The organism is Veillonella parvula (genome assembly GCF_042850485.1).
Classification (GTDB): domain Bacteria; phylum Bacillota; class Negativicutes; order Veillonellales; family Veillonellaceae; genus Veillonella; species Veillonella parvula_Q.
In genome coordinates this window covers 714,641-730,744 of record NZ_AP031417.1, presented here as the reverse complement: position 1 = coordinate 730,744, position 16,104 = coordinate 714,641, and the positions used below count along the sequence as shown (strand labels likewise).

Below are 16,104 nucleotides of genomic sequence, written 5' to 3'. Positions count from 1 at the left end.
CAAGAAGGAAAATCACAGATTTAAGTCGAATACATATAGTATGATTATGTACATAAGTAATATATACTATTACTTTTCTATATTTATATGTATAATCATAAAAATAGCTTTATTAATATTATTGTTTTTTTGTGTTATTATGAGTGTTTAAAGATAAAAATGTAAACTTTTTATACGTTATATATTCTATAGTATTTTTTGACCATTCATGATACCATAAAATTCAGATTTATTTTTTATTTTAAAGGAGTGATTTTATGCCACTTATTGACTTAGCCCTAGTCAACAATGTATGGACCTTAAAACTGTCCATGATTCAAACTGTAGGTCTTGCTGTAATTACCTTATTCATCGGTACTTGGATCAATAAGCATTCCAAGTTCTTACAACGTATGTGTATGCCCGCACCAGCCGTAGGCGCTCTTCCATTTGCATTTTTAACTGCTATTTTGTCTTATTATAAAATCTTAAACATTACCTTTGAAGGTTCCTTGCAAACATTTCTAATGCTTGCCTTCTTTACCACTATCGGTTTAATGGCATCCTTAAAAGTCCTCAAAAAGGGTGGTATCTTCATTATTTTCTTCTTCTTAGCATGTGCAGTGTGGATTGTAGTACAAAATACTGCAGGTATTATGATTGCTAAAGCATTAGGAATTGAGCCAATTATTGGCATCATGGCTGGTTCTGTATCTATGATTGGTGGCCTTGGTACAGCTGGTGCCTTCGGTCCATATTACGAACAATTACTGGGTATCCCTGGTACCGCTTCCGCAGCAGTTGCAGCTGCAACATTTGGCATGGTAGCTGGTACAATCCTCGGTGCGCCTGTAGGTGAACGCATTATTAAAATGCATAAAGTTAAAACACCTTATGAAAATCCTGAGTTAATGGAGGATGAAGGCATCGATATGATCGAAGATCACGTTGAAAGTGGTGGCAAACAGTTCAACTCTCAAGATCTTTTAACAATTTGTATGTGGATTGGCCTTGCATTAGGCATCGGTACCATCGTAAGTGCTGGATTATCTGTTCTTACTCCACTACCTGCATATATTGGTGCTATGATTTGTGCAGCAGTAATTCGTAACTTTGGTGATTTTACTAAAGCATACAAAATCAACGATGCAGCTCTTGATGCAGTATCTAATGTAGCATTATCCTTATTCGTAACAATGGCTATCAACAGCTTAAAGTTAGTTCAATTAATTGATCTTGCTTTACCACTTATTACAATCTTAGTTGTACAAATGGCACTTATATGTGTATTTGCATACCTTATTTACTTCCTCTTTGGTCGCAACTACGATGCAGTTATGCTTGGTTCCGGAGCTATCGGTTTCGGTTTAGGTGCTACACCAAACGCATTAGTTAACATGTTATCCTTAGCAAGTAAACACGGTCCATCCCCTCGTGCTTGGCTCGTAGTTTCCTTAGTAGGTGCATTCTTAATCGACTTTGCAAATGCCTTCCTTATTACGACAATGGCAGGTATTCTATACTAAAAAAGAGTCCTTCGGGACTCTTTTTAATGTCAAAAACGGTGATAGTAAATCTTTAGGTTTTACTATCACCGTTTTTATTTGTCCAATTCAATTATGTTAATCCACTTCAATGCTATTGATTGTATATAAATAGTTTACCCTTTACGAAATAACTAGTACTTACTATTCATAACGCTACTTATATAGCACCAAATATCGTCTACCGCACTAAATAAACACTACTATTAATTATGCTTGGATATCCGCCCAGGCATTAGCCACATCAGCAAACTCTTGAAGACTAAAGGTTTCCCCTCTTCGTTGGCCATCAATATTTGCTTTTACCAAGATATCATCGATTTGTTCTTTTGAAAGTCCTGTGGTACGCATCGTATTGGCAAATGTTTTACGGCGTTGCGCAAAACCTGCTTTCACAACGCGAAAGAATAGTTTCTCATCAATTACATCTACAGGTGGTTTATCGCGCAATACACAACGGATAACAGAACTTGTCACCGCTGGAGCTGGCAAGAAAGATTTAGGCGGTACATCTAGAACAATATCTGGTTCCGTATAATACTGAACAGCAACAGATAATGCACCATAATCCTTTGTGCCCGGCTTTGCTACCATGCGTAAAGCTACCTCTTTTTGCACCATCACAACGAGACGTTCAATAGGTAATTTACTTTCCAACAAAGACATAATAATAGGTGTTGTAATATAGTATGGCAAATTGGCAACTACTTTAAATGGTTTGTGATTCATAATCGTTGGCACATCAAGCTTTAACACATCACCATGAATGATACGTACATTGTCATAAGATGCCAATGTCGTATCTAGTACCTCTAATAAGCGACGATCTAGCTCGATAGCCGTTACATCTGCCCCACTTTGAGCTAAACCTTGTGTCAACGTACCAATACCAGGACCGACCTCTAGGACAGGTTCCCCTACGGTTAATTCCGCAGCATGTACAATTTCATCAACTATGCCTCGCTTAATAAGAAAATTTTGCCCTAGCTTTTTGCTCATTTTAATATCAAAGCGCTTACATATATAATGCACAACCTCTGGGCTTGCAATTACTGATTCTAACATCTTAACTCCTATTTTAACAATGTACTGCCTCTTCATAAGCATCTCGAGTTATACCATAATGATTTAAACGGTACAAAAATTGTTTACCATTACCGTATCCAATACCTAATTTAGCACCAATAACCGCTCGACGTGCTGCACTACCAGGCATACCAGACAATCCGTGACGCACTAAGTCCACCATAGTAAATTCGTTGGATGATTCTAAAGACTCTACGTGTAATGTAGATAGAGCTTTTCTGATTGAATCTGGAGATGCTTGTTCTATGCCAATGTCATCATTTGCAAACGCTTCGTCACGAGGCACAAAAGCATGTTGTGCATTAGGAAATTTTTTAGTTAAAACGCGTCGGATTCGCTCCCCTGCTGTATCAGGATCAGTTAATATGATAATGCCACGCTTTTCATAGGCAACGCGAATCATATCGATAACACCTTTTCGAAGAGTGAAACCTTCTGTAGCAATACAATCAGCCTCTACAGCTTGAGCGATACGCTGAATATCAGATTTTCCTTCTACGACAATGACTTGTTTTAGCATAAATCCCCCTTTTATTCTATTAGTACATTGTAACATATATATAACATTGCTTAAATACTTATAATCGAGTAGTATTAATAGTGTAATATATAAAAGGAGGCCAATCATGACCTTACAACAATTAAAATATGTAACAACAATTGCCAATATAGGCAGCATTAGCGAAGCTGCCAAGAGATTATTTGTGTCTCAACCAAGCCTTACCAAAGCTATTAAAGAACTAGAGAAAGAAATGGGCATCACCATTTTCGATCGCACCAATAAAGGAATTACCGTATCCAAAGAAGGGGAACGCTTCCTCGGCTATGCGCGCCAAGTACTGGAGCAAGCAGCCCTTTTAGAGGAGCAATATAAAAGCCAAAGCGGCGGTAAAAAACAATTCTCCGTGTCTACCCAACACTATTCCTTTGCAGTCAATGCCTTTGTAGAGCTTTTAAAAGGCGCTGGAATCGACCAATACGATGTATCCTTACGAGAAACACAAACCTATGAAATCATCGATGACGTAGCTCATATGAAGAGTGAAATTGGTTTACTCTATTATAATGATTTCAACCGTCCTGTATTGGAAAAACTGATTCATACTAATGAATTAACCTTTACAGAATTATTTACGGCCCATCCTCATATCTTTATTGGTAAAACACATCCATTAGCCCATAAAGAGGTCGTCTCTATGGACGAATTAGAGGAATATCCATATATTTCCTTTGAACAAGGTGATCATAATTCCTTCTACTTTTCTGAAGAAATCTTTAGTACCGTAGTACGCCCAAAACATATTCGTGTTCGCGATAGAGCATCTTTATTTAGTTTACTGCTTGGTCTTGATGGATACACTGTATCTAGCGGTGTAATCGATAAAGAGGTAAATGGTGAAAACATCATTTCAGTACCACTTGCCGAAGAAGGTTTAATGCACATCGGCTATATTACTAATAATAAAATGCAACGCAGCCGTTTGGGTCAAGAATATATCCATGCCCTAGAACAATATGTTAGCAACTACGGTAGACATATTAAATTGCCGGAAAACAAAAAATAATTACATATCATATTATTAATAAGTCTATATAACACGATTGTTCAATTTAGTTCGATTAAATAATATATTAATAAAGCACTCTCTTTTTAGAGAGTGCTTTTCTATAGGTATAACTTATCGAGCAAAAATTTATATCAACATAGCTTTAAACTATATCAAACTTAAACATATTGATATTTTTATATATAATCATACTTCGCTATAATAAACCTATCGAAATTATCGGTTTTACCGTTTATATAAGGAGGATTATTATTATGGCTAAACATACAGCACCATTCCACTTTGATATCGTAGGTTCTTTCCTACGTCCTGCAGAATTAAAAGAAGCACGCGAAGCTTTCAATAACGGAAATATTACTAGAGAAGAATTAACAGCCGTTGAAGATCGTCTCATTACAGACCTCATTCAAAAACAAAAGGCTGCTGGTTTACCAGTTATTACAGATGGCGAATTTCGCCGTGCCTATTGGCATCTAGATTTCATGTGGGGATTTAACGGCGTAAAAGAAATCGAACTGGAACACGGTTACAAATTTGTCGGTCAAGAAACAGCGCCAGGTTCCCTCGCCCTTACTGGTAAAATTACGGGAACAAACCACCCATTCGTTGAGCATTTCAAATTTGTAAAACAATTTGAAGACGAAAATACTACGGCGCGTCAAACAATCCCAGCCCCATCCCAATTCTTAGCTGAATTATTTCGTGAGGATAACGGCATTATAACACGCTCCTTCTACCCTGATTTAGAAGAACTCATTCAAGATATTGCAGCTGCCTATCGTCAAGTGATTAAAGACCTTTATGATGCAGGTTGCCGCAACATTCAATTTGATGACTGTACTTGGGGCATGTGTTGTGACCATGATTATTGGACAGGTCGCCAAAAGGATAAAAGCGTAACCATCGAGGGTGAAACGGCTAAATATTTACGTTTGAATAACTTGGCACTTGAAGGACGCCCGCATGACTTAGCGTTTACCACACATGTATGCCGTGGCAACTATAACTCTACTTGGGCCGCTAGCGGTGGTTACGAACCTATCGCCCCTATTCTATTTGCCAAAGAGAATGTAGACGCTTATTACTTAGAGTTTGATGATGATCGTTCTGGAGGTTTTGAGCCATTGCATGAAGTTTCTCCTAATAAAAAAGTTGTTTTAGGCCTTATCACATCTAAACGCCCAGAGTTAGAAGACAAAGAAGCCATCAAAGAACGTATCAAAGAAGCGACAAAATATATCCCGCTCGAAAGACTTTGCTTATCCCCTCAATGCGGCTTTGCATCCTGTGAAATCGGCAACCAATTGACCGAGGAAGAACAATGGGCTAAACTAGCATTAGTTAAAGAAATAGCTCAAGAAGTATGGGGTGATTAAATGAATGAACATACAATATATTTAGGTGGCGGTTGTTTCTGGGGCCTTCAAGGGTACATCAGAAAAATCTCCGGTGTCCTTTCTACTGAAGTCGGCTATGCTAATGGTCCTACAGAGAATCCAAGTTATGAAGATGTATGCCACAATAGTGGCCACGTAGAAGCCCTCAAGGTCACTTACGATGCTGATATACTATCTTTAGACCACTTAATTCAATATTTCCTACGCGCTATCGATCCATTTAGCGTTAATAAACAAGGTGGCGACGTAGGCATTCAATATCGTACGGGTATTTATTATACTGATTCAACCGATAAGGCCGTTATTGAAAGCACCTTAGCTCGTGCTCAAGCCTTTGAAGGCAAACCATTTGCTATCGAAGTATTGCCTTTAGAGAACTACTACTCTGCTGAGGAATATCATCAAGATTACTTAGACAAAAATCCTAATGGCTATTGTCACATTCCATTAGGTCTATCCGATGAACCACTTATCGATGATAATGCATATGCTAAACCTTCCCAGGAAGATTTAAAGACTTTAACACCGCAAGAGTTTGAAGTAACTCAAAACTCTGCTACCGATGCACCTTTCAGCCATGAACTAACAGATGAGTTCAAAGCAGGTCTCTATGTTGATATTACAACTGGAGAACCCCTTTTTGTATCAGCCCATAAATTCGATTCTCATTGTGGCTGGCCTAGCTTTACTAAGCCAATAGCTAAAGATGTTATCAAATATTACCAAGATGACTCACATGGTATGAATCGCATAGAAGTTCGTAGCCGCATTGGTAATGCTCATTTAGGTCATGTATTTGAAGATGGTCCTAATGGCTCTCTTCGTTACTGTATCAATGGATCTGCTTTAAAATTTATTCCTAAAGAAGAATTAAAAGGTACCAAATACGAATACTTAATTCCATATATTGAGGACTAGTTAAAATAAAAGGACGCCATACATATGTAAGGCGTCCTTTTATTATATTAATCCAAAACGTACACTGTAACGTCTTGACGACCAAAGTCCATAGCCTCACCATAAGAGTCCATTACAAGGTCGATTTTATTACCTACTATAGCACCACCTGTATCGGCAGCAATAGCTTCACCGTAACCAGGAATAAATAAACGTGTTCCCAATGGAATAACATCTGGGTCAACTGCAGCAATGCCACGTACTGCAGGTAGGCCCGTAGCTGTAATACCAGCACCATCACCATCGCCAGCAAGATAAGCAGATGCTTCCATTACGATAGCGCGAGACGCACGACCCGCCACATTACGAGATGTAGTCACCTCACGAGTACCCTCTTTAATAATTGTAGGTACCATTGCACGTTGTGTTACTTTAGATACGTCATTAGTTTTAATAACTGTACCATTACTATATAGTGTTTCACGTTGTACTCGTTCTAAGCCAGGTTGACCAACTTGAACAACCTCTTCTTCACCCTTAGCCATAGTATCATCTTTTTGACGAACGACTTCAACAGCAACTTCTTGATCTACTGTAGATAAAGAACGACTTGTTACTTGAGCAATTGTTATACGTGTACCACTTAAAACAGATCCATTTTCATCGCCCACTACTACATAGTTAGGTGCTTTGAAACCAAGCTCATTAGCAACACCTTGAGCAGTTGTTTCTGTAGTGAATACAGCTCTTGTTTTACCATTTACAGTTACATAAACTGGAATAGCACGAACAACCGTTAAGGTTGTTCCATTTTGAACTGTAGATGAACTAGAAATAACTTTATCATTTGGATTTAACTTAACCCCAGCATCGCGTACAATGCCTTCGTTAGAATTTAAATGCGTTCTAACAGTGTGTGCTGCACCATCTACCATAACGGTAACGGTTTTATCATTATAAGAAAAACCGGTCATGGTTACAGCTGTTACAATCAATCCGGCAACAACAGACGAAATATATCGCTTGTGTGTCTTATGAATTCTCATGTTGTAATCCCTCCTGTAATGGTATTATTCTACTACAGATAGATACAACCTGTCAAACGCCGTAAGTTAACAATAAGTCAAAAGTCTTTATAAATACTGGATTTATAACACTATGCATTTTGTTTTTTTTAATGAAAGTCCACTGTATACGTACATATTGATATTTTTAAATACTATACAATATATTCCGAATTGTGTACATATATACAATACCAATACCACATATAGTATATATGGATTTTTTATTAATTGATTTGTATTTTTATGTGTTTTTCAATTGTTACCAAATTTTTCCATATTTTCAAAAACTTCATTTTTATCTCATTTTTGAATATATAAACATGAAAAAAGGCCCATATAATGGGCCTTTTTCGTGTTATGTAATTGTATTAAAATTCATTATCAAACGCAACAGTCATTCTTCATCATTTATTCATTTTTAACATCGGTTGCAAGCGTTCAATGACGGTCATCGACTCCTTGTGTTCATTCTCAATAGCAGCTTTCATTAGCTCCTCTTGAGCAGATATAGGATTTTCTCGATCATTGATTTTATGATACGAACCATCTGCTCTCATGAAATGAGCTTTTAATGTATCATCTAAGTATAAATCTAAAATACTTTTTACCCGTTCTTTATGACGTTTATCTTCAATAGGAATCATAAGCTCTACACGTTCATTCAAATTTCGAGGCATCCAATCCGCACTAGATAGGTACAGACTTTCATTCCCTCCATTACGGAAGTAGAACAAACGATGATGTTCAAGAAAACGCCCCACAATAGAGCGTACTGTGATATTATCACTAACACCGGCAATGCCAGGACGAAGCGTACAAATACCACGCACAATTAAATCTATACGAACACCAGCCGAAGAAGCTTCATACAACTTGGCAATGACCTTTTTATCGAGCAAAGAATTCATCTTACAGATGATATAGGCTTCTTCCCCGCTTTTGGCAAACTCAATTTCACGATCAATGAGTTCCATAATTTTTTCACGTAAATTTAAAGGCGCTACAATAAACTTATTCCAAATCGGTGGGTCAGAATATCCAGAAATCAAGTTAAAGAAACGTGACGCATCATCACCATATTCATCATTACAAGTGAATATACCACAATCAGTATACATGCGAGCTGTTTTACCATTATAGTTTCCCGTTGCTAGATGGACGTATCGCCTAATACCATCCGTTTCCCGGCGTACCACCATAGTAATCTTAGAATGTGTCTTAAGACCTTTTAAGCCATAAATAACATGACACCCCGCTTTTTCGAGTCGTCGAGCCATATGAATATTGTTTTCTTCATCAAACCGTGCCTTAACCTCCATAAGTACGGTTACTTGTTTTCCATTATCTGCCGCTTTTATTAAGGACGCAATAATCGGAGAGTCCCCACTAACGCGATATAATGTTTGTTTAATGGCCAATACATCAGGATCTATAGCTGCTTGTGCAATAAATTGCTCAACCACAGCAAAAGATTCAAAGGGATGATGAACAAAAAGATCTTGCTTCCCAATAATAGAAAATAAGCTATCACCTTCATAATCAACTAATTCACTAGGAATCTTAGGATCAAACGGTTCATATCGGAGCTTATCATAACCAGGATAATTACAGAAATCAAAATACATACGGCAATCTAAATGTCCATCAATGCGATATACGTCCTTTTGCTCTAATTCTACACTTGTAAGGACAAAGTCTAATAAGTGATCCTTTTTCTCTCCACAAACCTCAAGACGTACCGCATCACCACGACGGCGACGCCGCAAGGATGCCTCTACTTCAGATAGCAAATCTGTTGCTTCTTCCTCATCTATTTCAAGGTCTGCATCACGAGTAATACGGAAAACCATATAATCTTCAATGCCGTAACCTTGGAAGAATTGATTTGCATAATAAGTAATGACATCTTCTAGATAAACAAATCGATGTTCCTTATTACCTCGGCTCGGAACTTCAATGATTCGATCTAATACAGATGGTATTGGCAAGATAGCAATCTTGTAATCCTTAGTCCCATCATCTTGTATTTGAAAGATACGTACAATTGCATTAATAGTATGATTCGTTAAAAATGGAAATGGATGCCCCGAATCAACAGCCAACGGTGTTACTACGGGGTAGATATGTTCTTCAAAATAATGGCGTAACCAAGCTTTTGTTTTTACGTCTAGCTCATCAGGATGTGTAAAGAAAAAACCATAACTTTCTAGTTCAGTCAAAACATTATTTAAATACATACTTTGCATAGCAACAAGGCGTTGTACAGATTCATCTATCGCCTTTAATTGTGCCTTTGCATCCATATGAGCCGCATCATATTTAACAATGCCATTCACAACTTGATGACGTAAACCAGCCACGCGAATCATGAAGAACTCATCTAAATTAGAACTAGCAATAGCAATAAAACGCAATCGCTCCAACAGCGGAGTATTTGTATCTATAGACTCTAATAGTACACGCTGATTGAATTTTAGCCAAGATAATTCACGGTTAAAATAATATTTAGCATTACTGAACATGGCGCTCACCTCCTCTTACAAGCATGAGTTCCATACCAAATACTTCTGTAAAATACTCGGAATCGCGACTAAATGTCCACCATTCTAGAGAAATGTCTTCATTAGTGCGGCAGAATACATACAATACATTATCCCGTTCTTCTAAGGTAATATCCGATATTTTTTGATTGCTACCTGCATCAAGCGCACAAGCCACACGAATGATAGCTACTAACTTTGTAACTTGAATCTTTTGTAATTCCGTCAAGGAATTAAAATATGTATCATCATCAGACGGAGTTCCCTTATAATGATAAAACACAACATTTGCTACCACTTGTTTTTCTTCTTCTGAAAGCCCAAAAATATCCGTGCCCATCACAATATGATACGCATGCTCTCCATGGTTTCGTAAATTAACAAACTTGCCTACAGAACATAATATAGCTGCAATGCGGCATAAATAACCCCACCGCTCCGGTAAACCTTTATGGCGTAATGTTTTACAGAATAAAGAGCTGAATCTTTCTACCTCAGCATCATGAATGCTGTCAGTATGATATCTAGCGGCAACAGCACGAGCTAATTGAGCATTTTGCTCACGCAATTGATACATAAAAGGATTATTTTCCGCCTCAACTCCATAAAACCAGCTTATTCCTTGCGAGAAGGAGAAGCTACTAAAAATCAACGATTTAGGCTCTATAGCCGTTATAATTTCATTAAATAAAATCATAGTAGGCATCAAAATATTGGCCTTATATTCAGGTAGTCTATATCGATTGATCAACTTAGTGGCCGTTACACCATCAAAGGATTTGATGAACCCCTTAAAACGTTCTGGTTCAATGGTAATAATATCATCCTTATTACTGCCATCTCCCATGAGGCGCGCCATATATTGAGCTTCATCGCCTGATAAAATGACACTATTAATATTGAAAGTTTTAAGCTCTTTCCGCAATGGGCCTATCATGCGATGTAAATACTCGGTAATAGCCATTGGAAACGATGTAGAGGAACGTTGGTTGCGATTAAAAGATTCCATAACACGCAAAGATCCGCTATGCATATTGCGCTGGAATAATAAGCTTTCACCACGCCAAACGGTTAAACCTACACCACCAGAAGTGATATCAAGAAATAATGTTGCCTTCGTAGGATCCGTCAAGCGGTACTGATTAGTCATCTTGTAGTATAGTAAGGCATATTTGTAATACACCTCTTTAGGCATGTCGATAACCTCAACACGCATACCTGTTTGAATATAAATTTGGTCGAGAATACTACGACGATTAGCGGCTTCACGTATTACAGTAGTGCCATATAATCTAGAGCGACTCACACCGTAATCAGCCATTAATTGTTTATATCCCTTTAAGATATGACAAATTTCCTCAATTGTTTCAAAACTCAAACGAGAGGTTTGGAATAATTCTTCCCCAAAGGTTACCTCCCTAGCTGCATAATCTATAACGCGTACATCATCGATGCCCTTGTATTCTAAAATAGTAATGCTCATGCTACTGGAGCCTACATGTAGCACTGCATATCGTAACGCTTTTGGTAATGCCATTATGCCTCCTTACGAGCTTCCTTCCACTCTATTTCTAATGTTTTCTTAAATTCTTTTTTGAAAGATTTTCCTAATTTCTCTACAGCCGCTTTTGTTACACTTATATCGCGACCGTTCAAATAGGTTACTACTAATTGTACGCTAGTATATTTTAGATTCACGGATAAATGGCGAATAAATTGTTCATGACTTTCATCAAGAGCTTCAGCTAAGGCCAGAATAATAGATATTTTTTGTCCCAACAAACGCTGCTCTTGATCTAATAATTTACCGTATAAGAAGTTTTTATACTCTTTTGGTGTCAAACCATGAGAATTCATAACAAGGAACGCGCTAAAAGCTTGTTCAACATGAGAAAGCCCATATAAATTACTATTGACAAGCATATAGCAGCCATGGCGGGCATGACTATAATAGTTAATCCGTTTACCAATATCATGTAATAAACTAGCAGCAATCAAACAACGTCTTGTATTTTTATCAGCTCTATGAAGTGGCTCTAATACATCATACAGTTTAATAGCTAAACCTGTAATATATTTAGCATGAACTAACTCATGTTTAGTCATACCTAACAAGACATTCTCTGCAGAATGTACTAAAATATCATCAATAATAGAGTTACCACCTAAGTAGTGCTCTCCATAATAGTCGTAAAATAAGCCTTCACGCAGACCACAACCACCAACAACGAGTGTTTTAGTATTTACGTAGTTAAATAATTCTTCTACGATAGTGAGGCCGGCAATAATGATATCAGCGCGCTCCGATGATAAACCACTAATCTTTTTGCGTTCCTCTAGAGATTTACCTTTTACTTCTTCCAAAATCTCATGGAATCTATGATGTGGAATCTCATAATTATGTAGCTTTGTAATAGGATAAGATAACTTACGTTGATCCATTTTAGCAATATTACGAGCAGTACCTCCGATACCAAGGAGTGGTAATTTCACATTGCGAAGCCATGTATGTTCCTTAATCGTTTTCTTCACAACTTTCGTCAGTTTATCAAGTTCTTTAGGAGTATATTCATCTCCCTTTTGATAAGTACCTGTTAAGGTAAGGGCCCCTATCGGCAAGCTCACTGATTTTGTAATATGACGATTTCGTACAAGGGTTATCTCTGTACTAGCACCACCTAAATCAAAAATAATAAAATCCTTAAGTCCAATGGTATTGATAACGCCTAGAAAGCCCAGGCGAGCCTCTTCTTCACCAGCAATACGTTCTAAATCCAAACCTGTTCGTTCTTTTACGGATTTAATAAAAGCATCCCCATTTTTAGCCAGACGTACTGCCGCCGTAGCAACAGCTTTAATCGTATCTACCGCCATTGCATCAGCCATGTGTACAAAACCTTTTAGAGCACGCAAGGAGCGTTCCATGGCTTCTTCGGTCAATTCGTGAGTTCCCCACATATTCTCGCTAAGACGTACACTTTCTTTTTCTTGATATATCAGTCGATAACTACCAGTCTTAGAAATTTCATATATGACAAAACGAACTGAGTTCGATCCTAAATCTATAAATGCAATACGTTTCATGTTGCTATCCCCATTTTACTTCTGTTCAGTCTAAATATACTTTAGTATACCATAGAAAAACGCGATTCTCACCGATAAGGGAGAACCGCGTTTTATGATTTATAATTCTAATTTAGTTTTATCATGTTTTCTAATACTTTGTACGCAAAATCTTAGTCATTAGAGTCCAACAAATAGTTTATTCGCTAATAATCTTATGAACTAGTTTCTACATTTACTCGATACCAAATACTCGTTTGCCATTATTGAACGTAATTTCGCAGAACTCATCTACATCGAGTCCTTTAAGGCTTGCAATTTCTTCTGCCACAAACTGAGTTTTACTTGGATCATTACGACGGCCTCTAAATGGTGGTGGTGTCAAATACGGTGAATCCGTTTCAATAAGGATTCGATCTAATGGTACTTGTCTTGCCACTTCCTTGAGATTTGTAGACTTAGGGAATACTACAGGCCCTGCAAAGGAAATATAAAAGCCCATTTTAATGGCCTCTTTTGCCATCTCCCAGCTACCAGAATAGCAATGGAAAATACCCCAATTATCCTTTCCCTCATTGCGCAAGATATTCATAATATCACCATGTGCATCACGGTCATGGATAATAATGGGCAAATCTACCTCCCGAGCAAGCTCTAGCTGACGAATAAATACGCGTTTTTGCGTTTCACGATCAGAAAAATCATAGTAATAATCTAATCCAATTTCACCAATAGCACGTACCTTATCATTGTTAAGAGCTTCTTCCTTATAAAACGCGTAGTCTTCTTCTGTAAAGTCCTTTGACTCATGGGGATGAGTCCCTACAGCAGCATATAATCGATCATATTGTTTAGCCAAAGCTAAACCTGACTCAACAGTACCTCTGTCGACACCAGGAATCATAATATATTCTACACCTGTATCAAAGCAGGCTTGTAACATCTCATTACGATCATTATCAAAGCGCTCATCATTCACATGAGCATGTGTATCAAAAAGTTTCATTATTTAACCACACTTCCTGCCGGTAATGATTCGATATTTGTTACCTCTAAATGTTCTTCCCAATCAGAGGCGGACAAAATCATACCATAAGACTCGATGCCCATCATCTTTTTAGGAGCCAAGTTAGACAAATAAATTACCTTTTTACCAACCATAGCCTCCGGTTCATAATATTGGGAAATACCACTTAATACTGTGCGTTCTTCAATACCGATATCCAATACAAATTTCAACAATTTCTTGGACTTAGGCACTTTTTCACAGCTTATAACTTTAGCTACACGAAGATCGAGTTTCTCAAAGTCATCATAGGTAATATTTTCTTTTAATGGTGGAATATTAGATGTATCTACAGCTTCTTCAACTTCTTCTGTAACAACATCTACCATTTCAGGAACTTCAAAACGTGGATAGATAGGTTCACCTTTTACAACTTTAGTACCTGTTGCCAATAATCCCCAAGTTTTAGCATCTTCCAATGTAGCCTTACCAAAACCTACGAGCCCTAATTGATCCCAAATTTTTGGAGCCCCTACTGGAATTACAGGACTTACCAAGATGGCGATGATACGCAACGCCTCTGCCAAATGATACATAGCAGATTGCAAACGCACTTTATCATGAGCATCTTCAGATTTAGCCAATACCCAAGGCATTGTTTCATCAATGTATTTATTCATGCGACCAATAAAGGACCATACAGTTTTGATAGCTTTATTAAGCTCCATATTTTCCATCGCCGCTTCAAAATCTTTTGCAGTTTGAACGGCTAATGTAGATACATCACGATCCAAATCATCCATATCATCGCATTTTGTAATCACACCACCATGGTATTTTTCAATCATCGCAATAGTACGGTTTAATAAGTTACCTAAATCATTAGATAAATCTGCATTAATTTTTGTAACGAAGTTAGGTAACGTAAAGTTGCCGTCATTACCTAACGTAATCTCGCTTAATAAGTAATAACGCAAAGAATCTGCACCATATGTATCAATCAATGGAATTGGATCGATTACGTTCCCCAAGGATTTACTCATCTTTGTACCATCTACAATCATCCAACCGTGTCCAAACACCTTTTTTGGTAATGGCAACTCAAGGCTCATGAGCATCATAGGCCAAATAATAGTATGGAAGCGAACAATTTCCTTACCTACTAAATGAAGATCTGCTGGCCAATATTTTTTGTATAGTTCCCCAGCTCCATCAAATGGAGCAAGAGCGCTAATATAGTTCACCAACGCATCGAACCAAACATAGACTACATGTTTAGGATCGAAAGGAACCTTTATCCCCCAGTCAAAAGATGTACGGGATACTGCCAAGTCTTCTAGACCTTGTTTTACAAATTGAATCATCTCATTACGACGAGATTCAGGCTGAATAAAGTCAGGATTCTCTTCAATAAACTTAAGCCATTGATCCGTATATTTACCGAGTTTGAAGAAATAACTTTCCTCTTTAACACGCTCTACAGGGCGACCGCAATCCGGACAAGTATGATTAGGTCCTAGCTTCTGCTCTGTCCAAAAAGTTTCGTCTGGTGTACAATACCAACCTTCATATTCGGCTTTGTAAATATCGCCCTTCTCATAAGCTTTTGTAAATAACGCTTGAACAACCTTTTCATGACGTTCATCGGTAGTCCGAATAAAATCGTCATTGGAAATATGCATTTTTTCCCACAATGCTTTGAAACCATTTACAATATTTGTAGTATATTCAAGAGGAGTAATGCCTTGTGCTTCTGCAGCGCGTTGGATTTTTTGGCCATGTTCATCAGAACCGGTCAAGAAACGTACATCATAACCAGCCAATCGCTTAAAACGAGCAATCGTATCTGCTACAGATGTACAATATGTATGACCAATGTGCAACTTAGCACTTGGATAATAAATAGGTGTCGTAATATAATACGTTTTCTTTGTGTCTCCCATGACGAGCCTCCTTC

General features: G+C 37.6%; 12 protein-coding genes. 4 read left to right on the top strand and 8 right to left on the bottom strand.

Going from position 1 to position 16,104, the window contains the following annotated elements:
• The first annotated feature begins 257 nt into the window (after positions 1 to 257).
• Entirely contained in the window at positions 258 to 1,505 is a 1,248-nt protein-coding gene (locus ACGHIY_RS03150; protein ID WP_105086586.1) for a sodium/glutamate symporter, read from the top strand.
• Between the two features lie 228 nt (positions 1,506 to 1,733).
• Here ACGHIY_RS03150 and rsmA read toward each other — a convergent pair whose 3' ends face one another.
• Positions 1,734 to 2,588, bottom strand: a complete 855-nt coding sequence (gene rsmA, locus ACGHIY_RS03145) for a 16S rRNA (adenine(1518)-N(6)/adenine(1519)-N(6))-dimethyltransferase RsmA (RefSeq protein WP_302498426.1) — start codon at positions 2,586 to 2,588, stop codon at positions 1,734 to 1,736.
• A 13-nt stretch (positions 2,589 to 2,601) separates the two neighbouring features.
• Positions 2,602 to 3,129, bottom strand: a complete 528-nt coding sequence (rnmV, locus tag ACGHIY_RS03140; RefSeq protein WP_302498428.1) for a ribonuclease M5 — start codon at positions 3,127 to 3,129, stop codon at positions 2,602 to 2,604.
• Positions 3,130 to 3,235: 106 nt separating this feature from the next.
• Here rnmV and ACGHIY_RS03135 point away from each other — a divergent pair, with 106 nt between their 5' ends.
• The 3 genes from ACGHIY_RS03135 (at position 3,236) to msrB (ending at position 6,492) form a co-directional block, all read left to right on the top strand.
• On the top strand, positions 3,236 to 4,174 hold the full coding sequence (locus ACGHIY_RS03135) for a LysR family transcriptional regulator (protein WP_302498429.1): 939 nt from the start codon (positions 3,236 to 3,238) through the stop codon (positions 4,172 to 4,174).
• Positions 4,175 to 4,431: 257 nt separating this feature from the next.
• Positions 4,432 to 5,553, top strand: coding sequence for a 5-methyltetrahydropteroyltriglutamate--homocysteine S-methyltransferase (locus tag ACGHIY_RS03130; protein WP_390525687.1), 1,122 nt, complete (start codon positions 4,432 to 4,434; stop codon positions 5,551 to 5,553).
• A complete protein-coding gene (msrB, locus tag ACGHIY_RS03125) occupies positions 5,554 to 6,492 on the top strand; it encodes a peptide-methionine (R)-S-oxide reductase MsrB (RefSeq protein ID WP_302498431.1) in 939 nt (312 codons plus the stop codon). It begins immediately after the preceding gene.
• A 47-nt stretch (positions 6,493 to 6,539) separates the two neighbouring features.
• Here msrB and ACGHIY_RS03120 read toward each other — a convergent pair whose 3' ends face one another.
• The 6 genes from ACGHIY_RS03120 to metG form a co-directional block, all read right to left on the bottom strand.
• Positions 6,540 to 7,517: a 3D domain-containing protein gene (locus ACGHIY_RS03120; RefSeq protein ID WP_004693280.1), complete on the bottom strand. Its 978-nt coding sequence runs from the start codon at positions 7,515 to 7,517 to the stop codon at positions 6,540 to 6,542.
• 425 nt (positions 7,518 to 7,942) lie between these two features.
• On the bottom strand, positions 7,943 to 10,060 hold the full coding sequence (ppk1, locus tag ACGHIY_RS03115; protein ID WP_390525686.1) for a polyphosphate kinase 1: 2,118 nt from the start codon (positions 10,058 to 10,060) through the stop codon (positions 7,943 to 7,945).
• Complete coding sequence (locus tag ACGHIY_RS03110) at positions 10,050 to 11,615, bottom strand: Ppx/GppA phosphatase family protein (RefSeq protein WP_390525685.1); 1,566 nt, start codon at positions 11,613 to 11,615, stop codon at positions 10,050 to 10,052. The genes ppk1 and ACGHIY_RS03110 overlap by 11 nt, the downstream gene beginning before the upstream one ends.
• On the bottom strand, positions 11,615 to 13,162 hold the full coding sequence (locus tag ACGHIY_RS03105; RefSeq protein ID WP_287501468.1) for a Ppx/GppA phosphatase family protein: 1,548 nt from the start codon (positions 13,160 to 13,162) through the stop codon (positions 11,615 to 11,617). The genes ACGHIY_RS03110 and ACGHIY_RS03105 overlap by 1 nt, the downstream gene beginning before the upstream one ends.
• Positions 13,163 to 13,376: 214 nt before the next feature.
• On the bottom strand, positions 13,377 to 14,147 hold the full coding sequence (locus ACGHIY_RS03100) for a TatD family hydrolase (protein ID WP_314984744.1): 771 nt from the start codon (positions 14,145 to 14,147) through the stop codon (positions 13,377 to 13,379).
• Complete coding sequence (gene metG / locus ACGHIY_RS03095; protein WP_390525684.1) at positions 14,147 to 16,090, bottom strand: methionine--tRNA ligase; 1,944 nt, start codon at positions 16,088 to 16,090, stop codon at positions 14,147 to 14,149. The genes ACGHIY_RS03100 and metG overlap by 1 nt, the downstream gene beginning before the upstream one ends.
• Positions 16,091 to 16,104 lie beyond the last annotated feature (14 nt).